We start from the raw sequence: 15,401 nt of genomic DNA on the forward strand, positions 1-15,401 counted from the left end.
CGTCCGCCGACTCCGCGCGGCCCGTGTCTTCTGTGCCCGGCACCTGCCCGCCATCTCACGCCGAGCCGCATGCCCGGCCTACCCTGGACGTATGTAGGCACGGCGACGGCACACGGCCCCTCCTTGACGCGTCCCTTGCGATGCTTCGCAGGCTGCGGGACGCTGCGTCGGACTCCGTCCGCCGACTCCGCGCGGCCCGTGTCTTCTGTGCCCGGCACCTGCCCGCCATCTCACGCCGAGCCGCATGCCCGGCCTACCCTGGACGTATGTACGCACGGCGACGGCACACGTACTTCGCCATGATGGGGACCTGCATCACGCTCTTCGTCCTGGCCTGGGGCGTCGTACGCCTCTGGTCGGTTCCGGTGGCCGTGGGCATGTGTGTGGTCGCCATGGTCATCCCGCCGCTCGCCGCGATGGTCGCCAACCGGCGGGGGCCGGAGGACCGCTGGTGGGACGACCCGTCCGGGGACCCCAAGTCAGACGAGTGGTGGGACGAGCTGGACGGCAAGAGGCGCCCGGGCGGTCCCAGCAGCGGGGTTCAGTAGACGAGCGCCTGCGTCTCGTCCCCCAGCGCCTCCTGCACGAAGACCTGCGCGCCCGCGATGCGGACACCCTCGATGACGTCCTTCTCCGTGATGTCCCGGCGGGCCGCGCACTGGGTGCACAGGGTGAGGCGGCCGGTCGCCAGGATCGAGTCGATCAGGTCGGGGAGCGGGGCCGCGTGGGGGAGTTCGAACTCGGCCGCGCGGCCCGGGAGGGCGAACCAGGCGGACTCGCCGGTCAGCCACACGGAGACATCGACGCCGCTGGCCACGGCCACCGCCGCGACCGTGAACGCCTGTGAGCAGCGTTCGGGGGCATCGGCCCCCGCCGTCACCTTGATCACCAGCTTCTTCGCCATGGCCGAATCGTAATCAACCCGCTTACAACCTGGAGCGTTGGCCATGGGTCTCCTGTGCGCGCGCATACGGAATGCGCGCTTCACGTTCCGTGGGGGGACGTCTTGGATGTATCTGAAGAAATAGGAGAGGCCGCGCCCCGGCCCCGGCCTCGTCGTCGTGGACGTACGGCGCTGCTGATCGCCGGAGCCGTCGTGCTCGGGCTCGTCGCCGGGACGTGCGCCGGTTACGTCGTACAGGCCGACCGCGAGCCCACGAAGCTGCCCTCGCTCTCCCAGCCGACGCTGAAGCAGTCCGCGGGCGAGGCGCCCGAGCCGCTGTCGGCTGCCCAGGACCGCCGGGTGAAGACCGACGGCGACCTGCGCAAGCTGCTGCTGAAGAAGCCGGCCGGGGCGAGGGACACCGAGTGGCTGTCGGCCCTCGACGGTTGGCAGGACATGGCTTCGTTGGCCGGCAACTACGACAAGCCGGACGTGATGTTCAGCGAGCTCGTCAGTGACGAGTTCCGCCGGGCAGCCGTCACCAGCTGGCAGATCGGCAGCTCGTACGCTGTGGAGATCCGGCTGATCCAGTTCCGGCAGGAGCAGCGGGTCTCAGCCCCCGGTAACACCAAGAGCGACCAGTACTGGGCGGAGGAAGAGGACTCCACCGACAGCTGGCCCATCCCTGGCACCGGGGACGGTATGGCATACGTCCACAACAAGCCCGAGGTCGAGTTCGGCCGGCTCCCGCTGTACGCCGCGGAGGCACACGCCTGGCGCGGTGACATCGCCATGCAGATCTGGGTCTACGCCGACAAGCCGATCAGCAAGAAGAAGATCATGGACCTGGCCCAGCGGCAGATGGGGCGCCTGTGAGCGAGAACCAGAACGCGACGGAGCCCACGGCATCGCTGCCCGCCGACCCCCCGCAGACCACACCGCAAGCCGCTCCGCCCGGTCACGACGCCGTCGCCCTCGTGGAGCCGACCGCCGCCTTGCCCGCCAAGAAGCCCCTCCGCCGGGGCCGTATCGCCACCGTCGCCGGGTCCCTGCTCCTGGCCGGGGCGGTCGTCGCCGGGGTCGGCTGCACCGTCGTCATCGTGCGGGACGCCGACCGGGACGCGGGTGCACCCGTGTGGAAGTTCCCGGCGGCGGACAGGGCCGGCGACAACAAGCCGGCGTCCGCTTCCGGGCTCGCGGGGATGCTCGTGCCGTACGGCACCGACGGCTGGGTGCGGGGGCCGGACATCGGTGAGTTCGGCGCGGACGCGCAGCTCAGCGGCGCCCAGGCCACGGCCCTGCGCAAGGAGTCGCTGCGCGACCTGCCCCGCTCCCAGCGCCGGGAGCTGCAGAAGCAGATGGACAAGCGGCCCATCAAGGGCATGGCGATGCGCAGCTACTTCAATACGGAGGGCACCAGCTATTACGAGGACGACGTCAAGGACACCTACACCGTGAGCATCGTGCTGAGCCGGCTGGAGAGCCGGGCTGCCGTCCGGGCCACGTCCACGTTCGAGAGCGAGTTCCTCGGCGCCCTGGACATCTTCCGCAAGGGCCCGAAGGTCAAGGGGCACAAGGACGCCAAGTGCTTCCTGCCGCCCAAGGACATCGACGAGGACCTCGAAAGCATGTACTGCACCGCCTACGTAGGAGATGTCCTGGTCACAGCCACAGCGGACGGCATCAGGCCACTCGACGCCAAGGGAGCCGCGTCGCTGCTCGCCACGCAGCTCGACCGCATCGCAGAGCCGGGGAAGGCGATATGAGCGAGCAGCAGCACACCGTCGTCCCGCCTCACCCGACAGACGTGCCTCCAGACCTGCCGTCGGACCTACCACCGCCCTCCGCACCACCTCAGGTGGAACCCCCGGCTCGAAAGGACCGCCGCGTCCTGCGCGCGGCGCTGCGCTGGACCACCGCCGTCGTCGTCTTCGCCGCGGTCGGCGCGGGCACGGCGTACGGGATCACGCGGATGGAGCGGACCGACGTACCGGGTCTGGCGACGGAGTCGGACGGGCGGTGGGAGTACCCGACGCTCACCAAACCGCCGCTGCCCTCCGGCAGACCGCAGCCCTTCGCCGAGGAGAACCAGGCCGGCACCCACTACGCCGACCTGCGTGCCCTGCTCCTGCCCGCGCCCGAGGGGGCCGAGGAGGACAAGGCGCTGCGCGGCGACGACGGCTGGTTGGCGACGAAGGACTTCCTCGCGGAGTACGCAGACAAGCTGGAACGTGACATGTTCCGGCAGGACCTCGTCGACCACGGCCTGCGGCACATCGCCGCCCGCGGCTGGACCACCCAGGAAGGCACGCACACCCGGATCTACCTGCTCCAGTTCGACACCGCGGCCGTCGTGGACGAGCTGATCGCCGATGTCGCCGTTTACGGCAGCCCCGCCTATCGGGTCCGCGGCACCGAGGCATCCGCTCAGGACGAGGACTTCTCGGAACTGCCCTGGCCCGGTGAGCCGCTCCGTGTCGCCTACGTCGAGGCCAAGCCGTACGGCGCCGAGCAGGTCCGTCACGCCTACCTGTCGGCGGGCGACGTGATCGCCCTGGTTGTCCAGTCCAGGAAGGGCAGCGCGCGGGCGGTGCCGTTCCAGCAGACGGTGACGCTCCAGACTCAGCTGCTCGGCTGAGCCCGCGAGGGTGTACCTCACACAGAGGGCCGGGCCCAGGCCGCGTAAGCTGGGGCCCGGCCCTGTGCATGCAAAGCATTCCCCGCGCTCAATCGAGGAGCACCCCGTGGAGATCTTCTTCGAAGCCCTGCTGGTCCTGGTCTGCGTCGGCGTTCTCGCCTTCGCCGGACTGACCGTGAAGAAGCTGTACCAGGGCCAGCGCTGACCGCCATCACCGACGTACGAGGCTTCTGAGCTGCTCATGATCGAGATCCCGTCCGACCTCCACAAGGACCTCGTCCCCCTCGCCTTCCTGCTCGGCAACTGGGCGGGCGCGGGCGTGCACGACTTCCCCGGCTCCGAGAAGTGCAACTTCGGGCAGGAGGTCACCTTCTCGCACGACGGCCGGGACTTCCTGGAGTACCGGTCCCACACCTGGGTGCTGGACAACGACGGCAACAAGGTCAGGCCGCTGGAGTCCGAGCACGGCTTCTGGCGGATCGACGCCGACCGCAAGGTCGAGGTGACGATGGTCCGTCACGACGGCGTCGTCGAGGTCTGGTACGGCGAGCTGGCCGACAAGAAGCCGCAGATCGACCTGGTGACGGACGCGGTGGCGCGCACAGCAGCCTCCGGCCCCTACACCGGGGGCAAGCGGCTGTACGGCTACGTCAAGAGCGACCTGATGTGGGTCGGCGAGAAGCAGACCCCCGAGGTCGAGCTGCGGCCGTACATGTCGGCGCACCTGAAGAAGGTCGTCACCCCGGAGGAGGTCGAGCGCTGGGCCAAGGCCCTGCCCGACGACATGCCGGACGACGGCATCGCCTTCTTCAAGTAGGCAGCTTCTTCAAGTAGGCCGCCGTCTTCACGTAGGCAGCCGTTCGAGTGGCTCTAGACTTCTGGTGTGGTGAGCACCGACTGGAAGAGCGACCTCAGGCAGCGCGGCTACCGGCTGACGCCGCAGCGGCAACTCGTGCTCGAAGCCGTGGACACCCTTGAGCACGCGACCCCCGACGACATCCTCGTGGAAGTGAGGAAGACGGCGTCGGGGGTCAACATTTCCACCGTCTACCGGACCCTGGAGCTGCTGGAGGAGCTCGGGCTGGTCAGCCACGCCCACCTCGGGCACGGTGCGCCGACGTACCACCTCGCCGACCGCCACCACCACATCCACCTGGTCTGCCGGGACTGCGAGAACGTCATCGAGGCGGACATCCAGGTGGCCGCCGAGTTCACGGCCAAGCTGAGCCGGACCTTCGGCTTCGAGACCGACATGAAGCACTTCGCGATCTTCGGCCGCTGCAAGGACTGCTCGCTGAAGAGTTCAACTACCGAGTCGTAGGCTTAGGCATATGAAGAGCCCCCTGCTGACCCTGCCCGGCGCCGTGCCCGCCGAGGGCGTGGACGAAGGCGTCGCCGCCCACTACGGCGACCTCTTTCGCGAGCAGCGCGCCCTCGCCGACGGCACCGGTTTCGTCGACCTCTCGCACCGCGGGGTCATCACCGTCTCCGGCCAGGACCGGCTGAGCTGGCTGCACCTGCTGCTCACCCAGCACGTCAGCGACCTCCCGGCCGGCGAGGCCACCGAGGCGCTGATCCTCTCCGCGCACGGCCACATCGAGCACGCGCTGTACCTGGTGGACGACGGGACGACCGTCTGGGCCCATGTCGAGCCCGGCACGCAGGACGCGCTGATCGCGTACCTGGAGTCGATGAAGTTCTTCTACCAGGTCGACGTCGCCGACCGGACCGCCGAGTTCGCGCTCGTGCACCTGCCCGCGGGCTCCATCGCCGAGGTGCCGGAGGGCGTCGCCGTACGCGAGACGGCGTACGGCCGTGATCTCTTCCTGCCGCGCGCCGACCTGGAGTCGTACGCCGCGAAGGCGGGTCCGGCGGCCGGGCTGCTCGCGCACGAGGCGCTGCGGGTGGAGCACCACCGCCCCCGCCTCGGCTTCGAGACCGACCACCGCACCATCCCGCACGAGCTGGGCTGGATCGGCACCGCGGTGCATCTGCAGAAGGGCTGCTACCGGGGTCAGGAGACGGTGGCCCGGGTGCAGAACCTCGGCAAGCCGCCGCGCCGGCTCGTCTTCCTGCACCTGGACGGCAGCGAGGTCCACCTGCCCACGCACGGTACGGAGATCCGGCTGGCCGACGAGGGCCCCGACGGCCGCAAGATCGGCTTCATCACGACGTCCGTACGCCACCACGAGCTGGGCCCGGTCGCGCTGGCGCTGGTGAAGCGGAACGTGCCGGTGGACGCACCGCTGGTGGCGGGGGACACGGCCGCGGCGCAGGAGGTCGTCGTAGAGCCCTGAGGTACGGGGCCTCAGATCTCCAGCAGCACCGTGAACGGGCCGTCGTTCGTCAGGGACACCCGCATCCGCGCGCCGAAGCGGCCCGTCGCCACCGTCGCGCCGAGGGCGCGGAGTTGGGCGACCACCTCGTCCACGAGGGGCTCGGCCACGTCGCCGGGGGCGGCGGCGTTCCAGGTGGGGCGGCGGCCCTTGCGGGCGTCGCCGTAGAGGGTGAACTGGCTGATGACGAGGAGCGGGGCGTCGATGTCGCTGCAGGACTTCTCGTCGTGCAGCATGCGGACCGACCAGAGTTTGCGGGCGAGTTGGGCCGCCTTCTCCTTGGTGTCCTCGTGCGTGACCCCGACGAGGACGCACAGCCCCTCGCCCTCGATCTCCCCGACCGTCGCACCGTCCACGACGACACTCGCGCCGTCCACCCTCTGCACCACAGCTCGCATGCCGCCATCATGCCGTGTACGCGAAAGTGCCACGTAAGGGGCTTCTTTTTTTGATCCTTAAGCCCCCATCTGGGGCTGTTCATGGGCACTCGGTCACATAGCTGTCAGTTGGGATGGCACGATGCTTCCCACACGCCGGTCGAGGGGACGGTAGAGGCACATGAGCACACCGAGTACCGAGCAGCCGCCCGGGGCTGTCCTGTGGACCCACGCGGGCCAACTGGACGGCCTCAGACCGCCCACGCAGCGCACCGCCGACGATCCGGGCCCGGGCTCGGATCCGCCGCTGCCCGTGGAACCGCCCGAGCACGATCTGACCGCGCTGAGCCTGCCGGAGCTGCGCACCCTGCGCCGGGACGCGCAGCGCGACGAGGCGGACCTGAGTTATGTACGACGACTGCTGCAGGGACGTATCGACATCCTGCGGGCGGAGCTGGCCCGGCGCTCCCCGGCCGGCGCGGCCTCCGTCGTGGAGCGTCTCTCGGAGATCCTGACCGACGCCCCCGCCCGCCACCGTTCCTCGGCCCGCCATGTCACGCTCGGCACTCCGCAGAGCGAGGAGTACCGGCGGCTGGCGGCGGAGATGCTGGCCGAGGTGGAGCTGTCGGACCTGCAGGCGCGGACGGACGTCGAACTGGACACCGCGATGGGGCGGCTCGTGCGGTACGAGCAGCAGGTGTCGGGGCGCCGGCAGCTGTTGCAGCGGACGGCCGACGACTGCAGCGCCGAGATCACGCGCCGCTACCGCGAAGGTGAGGCGCAGGTGGACGATCTGCTGACCTAGCCGCCCTGGTGCGGTGGGTCGGGTGTCCACAGGCTGTGGACGAAGGGAAAGGGCGGGCGGGAGCGGGGGCCGGGAAAATTCGGCGACACCCCGCGCCCGCCCGCCTACCGTGGCCCCATGAGCCGTCCCGCCCCCCACATCGACGTCCGCCCGATCGCCGAAGCCGACATCCCCGACTGGATCAGGGCCCTGAACACCGGGTTCCTGCGCACCCCCGACGTCGCCGAGACGGAGATCGCGGACCGTAGCTCGTACATCGTCCCGGCCCGCACCCTCGGTGCCTTCGACGCCGGGCGCTGCGTCGCCACCTTCCGGTCGTTCGCGCAGGAGATCACCGCCGTCGGCGGCGCCCCGGTCCCCGCGGACGCCATCTCGAACGTCACCGTGACCCCCACCCACCGCCGCCGCGGCCTGCTCACGCGCATGATGGCCCACGACCTGGCCGCCGCGAAGGAGCGCGGCGACGTCGTCGCGACCCTGATCGCCGCCGAGTACCCGATCTACGGCCGCTACGGCTTCGGCCCCGCCACCTGGACGGCCCAGTGGACGATCGACGTCCCCCGCACCGGCCTCGACCCGAGGTGGGCGGGCCCCGAGGACGGCGGCCGTATCGACATCGTGGACGGGGCGGACGTACGCAAGATCGGCCCCGAGCTGTACGAGCGGGTGCGCCGCGCCCAGCCGGGTGCCGTCGACCGGGACGAGCGGTGGTGGCTGGTCAACACCGGTGTGCTGCGGCTGGACCGGTCTCCGTGGACCGAGCCCTTCTTCGCGGCGTACCGCTCGGCGGGCGGCGAGGTCCAGGGGCTGGTGTCGTACACGGCCGACGACCACTGGAGCGAGGGCAAGAAGCAGCCGCTGAACACGGCCGGCGTCAACTGGCTGATCGCGGCGAGCCCGGATGCCGAGCGCGCGCTGTGGCGCTATCTGTGCTCGATCGACTGGATCATGAAGGTGAAGAGCGGCTGGCGGGCCCCCGACGACCTGCTGCCCTTCTTCCTGCCCGATCCGCGGGCCGCCGGGGTCACGTCGCAGGCGGACTGGCTGTGGGTGCGGATCCTGGATGTCGTACGGGCCCTTGAGGCGCGGACGTACGAGGGGCAGGGAGCGCTGGTGCTGGAGGTGGTGGACGCGGGCGGGCTGACCGGTGGGCGGTACCGGCTGGAGGCGTCGGCCGAGGGCTCCTCGTGCACGCCGACCAAGGATGCCGCCGAACTCACCCTCGACATCGCCGACCTGGGCCGGCTCTGGCTCGGCGACGAGTCCGTGGTGCGGCTCGTCGCGCTGGGGCTGGTGCGGGAAGAACGAGCGGGCGCCGCCCGAGAGGCCGACGCCCTGCTGCGTACGTCCAGGCGGCCTTGGTGCCCGGACATGTTCTGATCCTCCTCTCTGCCGGCGACAGGCCTGCTCATCCGTAGCGAGCTGTTCAGTTGTGGTGGTGGGCTGTGCGCCCGTATGCGGTTGTCGCTTGTGCGGTTGTGACCTATGCGGTTGTGGCTGTGCGGTTGTGACTGTGCGTTCGCTGTTCGGTTGTCGATGTGAAGTTGTGGCTGTGCCTTTGGTGCAGACCGCCCGAGCTCCCGGCTCCCCTCCGGAAGGGAGCCCGGCCGGCCGAACCTGGTCGCCAGGCCCTTGCCGCCAGGGCACTGGGCCCTGTCGGGCCTAGTGGGCGAGCAGCATCACGAGGATCACCGCGCCGATGCCGCCGATCATGGTGTTCCTCGCCTTGACGCCGATGGACAGCGCCAGGAAGGCGATGATGCCCATCGGCCCGTACTTCCACTGGACGAGCTGCTCGAATCCGATGACGAGTGCGGCGACGGCGAGGTAGACGAGCGGCATGCCGGTCTCCCTTCGGGGACGATGGTCGACGGAACCGACTCTGGTGGCCAACCCGTGGAAAGTTTGACCATGTTGCTTAAGTTGGCGACCAACTTCACTGTACTTATGACCGCGTTGAAGCGTCCTATAACCACCTTCCCCGGAACTGCCCAAAGATGGCGGGAAGTTGTAGTGTTCGGACGTGGAGCCGAAACCCGTCTCCGTCACTGGGCGGAAGAGTTCACAGCGGCCACAGAAGTCACACCGGGAGGTGGCCGACGAGCTGCGCGCCCGGATCACGTCGGGGCAGTTGCAGCCCGGCCAGCGCATGCCCACCCAGGCCAAGCTGGCCGACGAGTTCGGCGTCGAGCGCGGAGCGGTACGCCAGGCCCTGCGCATCCTGCAGTCGGAGCACCTGCTCACCAACGTGTCCAAAGGGGCCCCGGCGACCGTCGCCCCCGACCTCGGCAAGGCGCTGACCGGCCCCGGAGCCCCGCCGCAGCCCACCATGGTGGCCCTCGCCCCGCGTGTCGCCGCCGCCTTCGCGGCCCCGCACGTCGAGATCGACGCCCTCTGCCTGACCTCGGTCTCCCTCACGCTCGCCATCGGCGAACCGCTCCGCCGGATCCACGCCGGACAGCTGAAACCGGCCAAGGTCGACGTCCGCATCCTGCTGCCGAGCCGTGACATCTCGCTCGCCTTCCCGACGTCGGTGGACGCCTCGGCCGACGACGCCGTCGACGCCGACGAACAGCTGCGCCGGCGCTGGCTCACCCAGCGCAACGCCCAGGGCCAGGTGCTCCAGCACAATCTGCTGGCCCTGCGCGCCACGCACGGCATCGATGTGCGGGTCAGCTTCCGTGCGCTGCCGTTCACTCCGCCGGTGAAGCTGTACCTGCTCAACAGCACGGAGGCGCTCTTCGCGTACTACACGCTGGCCCGCCGCGAGGTGGAGATCGACCACCGGCACCTGGAGATGTACGACGCCCCGGGCATCCAGTCGATGCTGTTCGCCTTCGAGCAGGGGGCCGGTCTGCGGGACATGACGTTCGTGGAGCAGTCGCATGTGTGGTTCAACGCACTGTGGGAGACGATCAGTTCGGAGCTGGTGCTCACGAGCTGATCGTCTCCCACAGCGTGTGACCTGGTTGTTCGTTGCCTGTATGGGGCCCCTGGCGCGCATGGTTCACAGGGCGGGGCCCGAGACCAGGATCGCGAGGACGACGGCCCCGATGGAACTGACCGCAGGACTTTTGGCCTTGATGCCTATGGTGAGCAGCAGCAGGCCGATGACGCCGGTGGCACCGTACTTCCACTGGAGGGTCTGCTCGACGCCGACGACGAACACGGCGGAGAGGAGTGCGAGGACGGGCATCTGTGTTTCCCCCTTCGGGCTCCTGGGGATGGAAGGATTACTTCCGCCAACTCAACCAACTTGGCGCCAACTCTGACTAAGTTGTCCCCACTTGGCCCCTACTTTGAAACAAGCTACAAACAACTCCCGTTAGATGGGTGAGAGTTGTAGCGTTTGGTCGTGACCCAGGAGAACGTGGCAGTGAACGGCAGCAGGAGACTCTCGCCCCAGGAGATCGCCGACGTCCTGCGGGAACGGATCCGCGTGGGTGACCTCAAGGCGGGCGACCGCCTGCCCACGCAGGCCGAGCTGGCCGAGGAGTTCGGCGTCGAGCGAGGCACCGTACGCCAGGCTCTGCGCGCGCTGCAGGAGGACGGCTTCCTCACCAACGTCAGCAAGGGAAGCCCGCCACGGATCGCCGCCCCCGCCCCTGCGAGCGGCGCGCCCCAGCCGACGATGGTCGGACTGGCGCCCCGGCTGACGCAGGCGTTCTCGGCGACGCACGTCCGCATCGATGCCGCCTGTCTCACGGCCGAGAGCCTGATGCTCGCCCTGAGCGAGCCCATCCGCCTGATCCATGAGGGCACCCTGCGCCCCGAGTCGATCGACGTCCGCATCCTGCTGCCGTCCCGGGACATCAATCTCGCCTTCCCGGTCCCCGTCGAGAGCGGCGAGGGCGACCTGGTCCACCAGCGCTGGCTCGAGATGCGCAACGCCCAGGCACAGGTGCTCCGGTACAACCTGCAGGCCGTGCGGTCCACCCACGGCATCGACGTCCACGTCACTTTCCGCGCGCTGCCCTTCACCCCGCCGGTGAAGCTGTACCTCCTCAACGAGGAGGAAGCGCTCATCGGCTACTACGTACTCGCCGAGCGGCAGGAGGAGTACGAGAGCGAGATGCTGGACATGTACGACGCCCTGGGCTCGAAGTCCGTTCTCTTCTCCTTCGTGAAGCAGTCCGGAGCACGGGACGCGGCGTTCGTGGAGGAATCCCAGAAGTGGTTCGACGCCCTCTGGGAAACCATCACCACGGACCTGACACTCTCCTAGTGACTTCAGATACGACGGATACGGCGCAGACTGAACCGGTGGCAGCACAGACGGAGTACGACCCCGAGAGGCTCGGAGAACTGATCACGCGTGCGCGGGTCGTCCTTTGGGACTTCGACGGGCCGATCTGCACGCTGTTCGCCCAGCACCCGTCAGCAGGCGTGGCCGCCTCCTTCGTGGAGTGGCTGAACAGGCTCGGCCTGTCCGAGCCGCTGGATGAGGAGGAGCGGACGCTCGAGGATCCCCAGGCTGTGCTGCGCGCGGTCGACCGCCGGCACCCCGACAGTGACTTGGTGGTGGAGTTGGAGGAACGTCTCACCAAGGAGGAGCTTCGCGCGGCTGCCGGCGCGATGCCCACCCCGTGGGCCGACCCGTTGATACGCACCTGGAAGGCGGTGGGCTCGCGCCTCGCCATCACGTCGAACAACTCGCCGCTGGCGGTTCGCAGGTACCTGGAGAGCCGCCACCTGCTCTCCTGCTTCGCCCCTCACATATACGGCCGCACCCAGAACCTCGGCCTCCTCAAACCCGACCCGCACTGTCTCAAGCGCGCCCTGAACGCGATGGGGGCCGACCCGTCGACCGCTCTGATGATCGGCGACTCGTCCTTCGACGCCACTGCGGCCCACCGAGCCGGTGTCTCCTTCCTCGGCTACGCACGTGACGCGGACAAGGAGAAGTCCCTGCGGCAGGCCGGAGTCAAGGACGTCGTCGGGTCCCTGGAGCCCTTGCTGCGGTTGCTGTGGGAGCACAGCCGACTGACCTGACTGGTTGACTGATCCGGCGCTCGACTCCCGTTGAGGCCTGGGTCATGAACAGGATGACCACCACGGCCCCGACACGGACGTCAGGTCTTGTCACGTGCCCGGATCCCGATGAAGACGACGACCAGGACCACCATCAACAGCCCCCCGGAGGGCGAGTGGAAGACCTGGTCCGCGAGGGTGAGTAGTCCGGTGCGCAGCAGCGCCTTTGTGCCCACGAGTCCCCCTTGCTACAACTTTCCGTGAGGCGATCAACTTGCAGTCCAATTGGACTGGTTGCCGTGTTCTGGTTCTGCCCAGGGCGGTTGATCCCTTAACCGGCAGTCAAGTTGGACTGCCGAGATGGCTGGAAGCGGGTTTGTCCGACCGTGAGGAGAGGTACGGTCGCGGTGTGAGCGGCGAGCATGGCGGCGATGGCGGCGGCAGGGAGTTCGAGCGTGTCGCCAGTGCGTTGCGGGCTCGTATGACCGACGGCACCTACGCGGTGGACACCAGGCTTCCGCCTCAGCGTGACCTGGCCGAGGAGTTCGGAGTCTCCCGGGACACCGTGCAGCGCGTGATCAACGAGCTGCGGAGCGAGGGCTGGATCGAGACGCGTCAGGGGAGCGGTTCCCGGGTCGTCAGGAACCAGCGGATCGATTCGCCGGCGAGCGTCAAGTGGCCCGACCGCAAGGTCACGTTGGGACGGCTCATCGAGCAGGCCTTCGAGCGGACCGAAGTGACGCTGGACGTCTTCACGCTGACGGCCGAGTCCCTGGACGCGCACATCCGGCTGCAGGCGGAACGCATCCAGGTCGGGGAGATCGCCCCGGAGCGCATCGTCCTGCGCGTGCTGTTGCCCGACGAGTCACTCGATATCCCGTACTGGCGGTCCAAGAGCGGCGAGCACGACCTGCTCCTGAAGGAGCGGTTCCTGGACATCGCCCGTCGGCAGACCCAGAGCCTGCGCAACGTGATGAGGCAGCTGGGGGCAGAGAAGCTCGTGCCCTCGGTGGAGTTCCAGATCCGGCGGACCACGCTGGCACCGACCTTCAAGCTGTACCTCGTCAACAAGGAAGAAGCGCTGTTCGGCCTCTACGAGATCTACGAGCGGCCCATCGAACTCGAGGACGGGCAGGAGATCATGGCGACGGACGTGCGTGGACTGGCCGCAAGGCTCACCCACCACGTCAAGGACGCCGACGAGCACTCGCAGGGAACGGTGTTCGTGGAGGACAAGCAGGTCTGGTTCGAATCCGCCTGGAAGTTCGTCAGCGAACCGGAAGCGGAGCCCGCCGAGCAGTATGGAGCCGCCGCGCCGCCTCGATGACCGGCTGATGCGAGGAGACCACGGCCTCCGCTCCGCTCTCCTTCATGTCCGCGGCCCGGGACGGTTTGCGGGTGTATCCGAGAAAACAGGTCCCGGCCGACCGGGCGGCTTTGAAGTCGGAGAGCTTGTCACCGACGAGAAGGCAGTGGGCGGGGTCCAGGGAGAGTTCCGCGATCGCCCGCTCGACACAGTGCGGATCCGGTTTCATGAGCCGTGCGTCGCCGGGAATCCGGCCGAATACACCGTGGAATGCCGAGCCGAGCCGGATGTCGGGCCGGTCGAGGAATTTCCGGATCGGCTTCTCGGCATTGTTGCTCACGACGGCCATGCGCATGTGGAGTCCGGACAGCAGCTCCACGAGAGTGGCGATGTCCTGCGCCGGCACGGCGGTCTCGACGGCTTTGTCCTCCGCCTCCGCCACGATGTCCTCGGCGAGCTTGAGCGGGAGAGCGCTGAGCCGCGCGGGCGCTGTTTCGTACATGTCCCTGAGACGCCGAAGGATGTCGTGCGAGTCGGAGCAGTACTCGACCTCCGGAGCGAGGGGACTCCACCCCCGGTGCTCTCGTGCCGTCTCCTTGATCGCGTCCGCCACGTCCTTCGTGGGCCGGCCGCCGAAGAGGGAGCAGAGGGGCCCGTCGAAGTCGAAGAGGACCGCCTTTGTCCTCTCCAGGAGGGCCGGCAGCACCTTCTGGTCGTCGATCGCGTCACCCAACGTGCCTCCCTGAGGTCATCGCGACAGTCTGGCCCACCACCCGGCCGGGCTGCCAGCGCTTCCGGCCGGATCGACGCGGGTGTCGGAGTTGTGGTTGCCGCGTGTGCCGCTCGGTCGGGAGGAGGGCCCGTCACTCGAATGCACCAGTTCTCCACCGTTGTTTGACGCCGGAGTAGTAACGTGCATCCCCTCTTCCCCATCGGCCCGACCGGAACGGCCTGAACCCAGCGCATGACAACCCCCTCGGTTTCCGACAATCGGCAGCCGGCCGACGAGTTGAGCGTCGATCCGAGACTCGTCAGAGGTCCGCTCAAGGGGTACCACCATGTGACCCACGTCCTGTTGGCGGACCGGACCTGGATCAAGTGCCGGGAGCCGCGCGCGGAGATCCTGTGGTTCGACCGGCGGTGCTTCAAGTCGGAGGAGGAGCTGCTCCGGGTCCTGAAGAGGCACGACGTCGCCTGTGTGCCGGATGTCGTGGCCATCGGCGGTACGGACTTCCAGCGGTTCATCGAAGGGCACACCGTCGGCGCGCGGCGCTGGTGGTCGAGTCGGCGCGTGTCCGACGCGATCTTCGACCAGCTCGTCGACGTGTTCCGGCAGATGGTGCGGATCAGGCCACACATGCTGAAGGCCGAGCGGCGCTGCGAGCCCGAGGACCGCCCCGAGGACGGTGACACCGACGGCTTCCTGGAACGCCTGATCGTCTTCATGGAGGAGCAGGTCTATGGCCGGAACCGCCCGCAGTTCGCAGGGCTGTTCCAGGAACTGGGCGTGGCGGACGAATCGTTCACCCGGCTCAGAAAGGCCGTGTCCGGTCTGACGAGCCGGCCTTTCTGCCTGCTCCATGCGGACCTGCACCGCAAGAACCTCATCGTCGATCCGCGGGGCCGGCTCTGGGTGATCGACTGGGAATTGGCGATGGTGGGTGACCCGCTGTACGACCTGGCCACCCATCTCTATCTGATGCGCTATCCGGCGTGGCAGGAAGGCCGTATGGCCCAGGAATGGTGCCGGGTCGTCGAGCGCGTCCATCCCGGAAGTTCCCGCGGCTGGGAACAGGATCTGCCGCGGATTCTTGAATTCAAAAGGGCGCAGTCGGTGTTCACCGATGTCATTCGCGTGGCTTTGAAACTGCGCGAGCAGGCGGAATTCAATTGGGTGGGTGTTCCCGCGGCTGCTGCCAGACTCCAGCGGATCCTGACCGCGGCCGCTGAGCCGATCGGACTGGAGAAGGTGCCGGCCCATCAGCAGATCATGGCCGCGCTCGTCCGTTGGCATCGAGAGACGGATACGGTCGTCCTGAGCGCTTCTGACGCCTCGTAGCCTCACCTTGACAAGGTTCGCCACCT

Annotated in this window: 20 protein-coding genes; 14 read left to right on the plus strand and 6 right to left on the minus strand. The window is 68.4% G+C overall.

Features of this window, described 5'->3' with window-relative positions; all coding sequences use genetic code 11:
* The first annotated feature begins 266 nt into the window (after positions 1 to 266).
* Positions 267 to 548, plus strand: coding sequence for a DUF3099 domain-containing protein (locus ACIREI_RS36050; protein WP_403342205.1), 282 nt, complete (start codon positions 267 to 269; stop codon positions 546 to 548).
* Here ACIREI_RS36050 and ACIREI_RS36055 read toward each other — a convergent pair.
* Positions 542 to 904: a DsrE family protein gene (locus ACIREI_RS36055; RefSeq protein ID WP_053197877.1), complete on the minus strand. Its 363-nt coding sequence runs from the start codon at positions 902 to 904 to the stop codon at positions 542 to 544. The genes ACIREI_RS36050 and ACIREI_RS36055 overlap by 7 nt on opposite strands.
* A gap of 102 nt (positions 905 to 1,006) precedes the next feature.
* Here ACIREI_RS36055 and ACIREI_RS36060 point away from each other — a divergent pair, with 102 nt between their 5' ends.
* From ACIREI_RS36060 to ACIREI_RS36085, 6 genes are all read left to right on the plus strand, one after another.
* Complete coding sequence (locus tag ACIREI_RS36060) at positions 1,007 to 1,759, plus strand: hypothetical protein (RefSeq protein WP_403342208.1); 753 nt, start codon at positions 1,007 to 1,009, stop codon at positions 1,757 to 1,759.
* Positions 1,756 to 2,649: a hypothetical protein gene (locus ACIREI_RS36065; protein WP_403342210.1), complete on the plus strand. Its 894-nt coding sequence runs from the start codon at positions 1,756 to 1,758 to the stop codon at positions 2,647 to 2,649. Before ACIREI_RS36060 ends, ACIREI_RS36065 begins: the two co-directional genes overlap by 4 nt.
* Entirely contained in the window at positions 2,646 to 3,521 is an 876-nt protein-coding gene (locus tag ACIREI_RS36070) for a hypothetical protein (RefSeq protein WP_403342213.1), read from the plus strand. The genes ACIREI_RS36065 and ACIREI_RS36070 overlap by 4 nt, the downstream gene beginning before the upstream one ends.
* 241 nt (positions 3,522 to 3,762) lie before the next feature.
* Positions 3,763 to 4,338: an FABP family protein gene (locus tag ACIREI_RS36075; RefSeq protein ID WP_403342215.1), complete on the plus strand. Its 576-nt coding sequence runs from the start codon at positions 3,763 to 3,765 to the stop codon at positions 4,336 to 4,338.
* A 66-nt stretch (positions 4,339 to 4,404) separates the two neighbouring features.
* Positions 4,405 to 4,842 (plus strand): Fur family transcriptional regulator, encoded by a 438-nt coding sequence (locus ACIREI_RS36080; RefSeq protein ID WP_403342217.1) that lies wholly within the window; start codon positions 4,405 to 4,407, stop codon positions 4,840 to 4,842.
* A 10-nt stretch (positions 4,843 to 4,852) separates the two neighbouring features.
* Positions 4,853 to 5,818: a YgfZ/GcvT domain-containing protein gene (locus tag ACIREI_RS36085; protein WP_403342220.1), complete on the plus strand. Its 966-nt coding sequence runs from the start codon at positions 4,853 to 4,855 to the stop codon at positions 5,816 to 5,818.
* 11 nt (positions 5,819 to 5,829) lie between these two features.
* Here the strand turns inward: ACIREI_RS36085 and dtd are convergent, their stop codons facing one another.
* Complete coding sequence (dtd, locus tag ACIREI_RS36090; protein ID WP_403342222.1) at positions 5,830 to 6,255, minus strand: D-aminoacyl-tRNA deacylase; 426 nt, start codon at positions 6,253 to 6,255, stop codon at positions 5,830 to 5,832.
* A gap of 160 nt (positions 6,256 to 6,415) precedes the next feature.
* Between dtd and ACIREI_RS36095 the strand changes: the two genes are divergently transcribed.
* Both ACIREI_RS36095 and ACIREI_RS36100 read left to right on the plus strand, forming a co-directional pair.
* Positions 6,416 to 7,039 carry an aerial mycelium formation protein gene (locus ACIREI_RS36095; protein WP_403342225.1) on the plus strand — a complete coding sequence of 208 codons (624 nt, stop codon included), beginning with the start codon at positions 6,416 to 6,418 and terminating at the stop codon, positions 7,037 to 7,039.
* Between the two features lie 117 nt (positions 7,040 to 7,156).
* Positions 7,157 to 8,419 (plus strand): GNAT family N-acetyltransferase, encoded by a 1,263-nt coding sequence (locus ACIREI_RS36100; protein ID WP_403342228.1) that lies wholly within the window; start codon positions 7,157 to 7,159, stop codon positions 8,417 to 8,419.
* A gap of 282 nt (positions 8,420 to 8,701) precedes the next feature.
* Here the strand turns inward: ACIREI_RS36100 and ACIREI_RS36105 are convergent, their stop codons facing one another.
* Positions 8,702 to 8,881 carry a hypothetical protein gene (locus ACIREI_RS36105; protein WP_403342231.1) on the minus strand — a complete coding sequence of 60 codons (180 nt, stop codon included), beginning with the start codon at positions 8,879 to 8,881 and terminating at the stop codon, positions 8,702 to 8,704.
* Between the two features lie 250 nt (positions 8,882 to 9,131).
* On the opposite strand from ACIREI_RS36105, the gene ACIREI_RS36110 reads away from it, so the two are divergent.
* Positions 9,132 to 9,983 carry a winged helix-turn-helix domain-containing protein gene (locus ACIREI_RS36110; RefSeq protein WP_403342233.1) on the plus strand — a complete coding sequence of 284 codons (852 nt, stop codon included), beginning with the start codon at positions 9,132 to 9,134 and terminating at the stop codon, positions 9,981 to 9,983.
* A 63-nt stretch (positions 9,984 to 10,046) separates the two neighbouring features.
* Here ACIREI_RS36110 and ACIREI_RS36115 read toward each other — a convergent pair whose 3' ends face one another.
* Positions 10,047 to 10,235, minus strand: a complete 189-nt coding sequence (locus tag ACIREI_RS36115; RefSeq protein ID WP_403342236.1) for a hypothetical protein — start codon at positions 10,233 to 10,235, stop codon at positions 10,047 to 10,049.
* A gap of 153 nt (positions 10,236 to 10,388) precedes the next feature.
* On the opposite strand from ACIREI_RS36115, the gene ACIREI_RS36120 reads away from it, so the two are divergent.
* A complete protein-coding gene (locus tag ACIREI_RS36120; protein WP_403342239.1) occupies positions 10,389 to 11,264 on the plus strand; it encodes a winged helix-turn-helix domain-containing protein in 876 nt (291 codons plus the stop codon).
* Between the two features lie 38 nt (positions 11,265 to 11,302).
* Positions 11,303 to 12,031, plus strand: coding sequence for an HAD family hydrolase (locus ACIREI_RS36125; RefSeq protein ID WP_403342242.1), 729 nt, complete (start codon positions 11,303 to 11,305; stop codon positions 12,029 to 12,031).
* A gap of 80 nt (positions 12,032 to 12,111) precedes the next feature.
* On the opposite strand, the gene ACIREI_RS36130 is transcribed toward ACIREI_RS36125, so the two are convergent.
* Positions 12,112 to 12,246 carry a hypothetical protein gene (locus ACIREI_RS36130; protein WP_403342245.1) on the minus strand — a complete coding sequence of 45 codons (135 nt, stop codon included), beginning with the start codon at positions 12,244 to 12,246 and terminating at the stop codon, positions 12,112 to 12,114.
* A gap of 173 nt (positions 12,247 to 12,419) precedes the next feature.
* Between ACIREI_RS36130 and ACIREI_RS36135 the strand changes: the two genes are divergently transcribed.
* On the plus strand, positions 12,420 to 13,337 hold the full coding sequence (locus ACIREI_RS36135; protein ID WP_403342248.1) for a GntR family transcriptional regulator: 918 nt from the start codon (positions 12,420 to 12,422) through the stop codon (positions 13,335 to 13,337).
* Here the strand turns inward: ACIREI_RS36135 and ACIREI_RS36140 are convergent.
* On the minus strand, positions 13,279 to 14,049 hold the full coding sequence (locus tag ACIREI_RS36140) for an HAD family hydrolase (RefSeq protein ID WP_403342250.1): 771 nt from the start codon (positions 14,047 to 14,049) through the stop codon (positions 13,279 to 13,281). The two genes, ACIREI_RS36135 and ACIREI_RS36140, sit on opposite strands and share 59 nt — an antisense overlap.
* A gap of 327 nt (positions 14,050 to 14,376) precedes the next feature.
* Here ACIREI_RS36140 and ACIREI_RS36145 point away from each other — a divergent pair, with 327 nt between their 5' ends.
* A complete protein-coding gene (locus tag ACIREI_RS36145) occupies positions 14,377 to 15,375 on the plus strand; it encodes a phosphotransferase (RefSeq protein ID WP_403342253.1) in 999 nt (332 codons plus the stop codon).
* Positions 15,376 to 15,401 lie beyond the last annotated feature (26 nt).

This window comes from Streptomyces sp. NPDC093591 (genome assembly GCF_044764885.1).
Classification (GTDB): Bacteria; Actinomycetota; Actinomycetes; order Streptomycetales; family Streptomycetaceae; genus Streptomyces.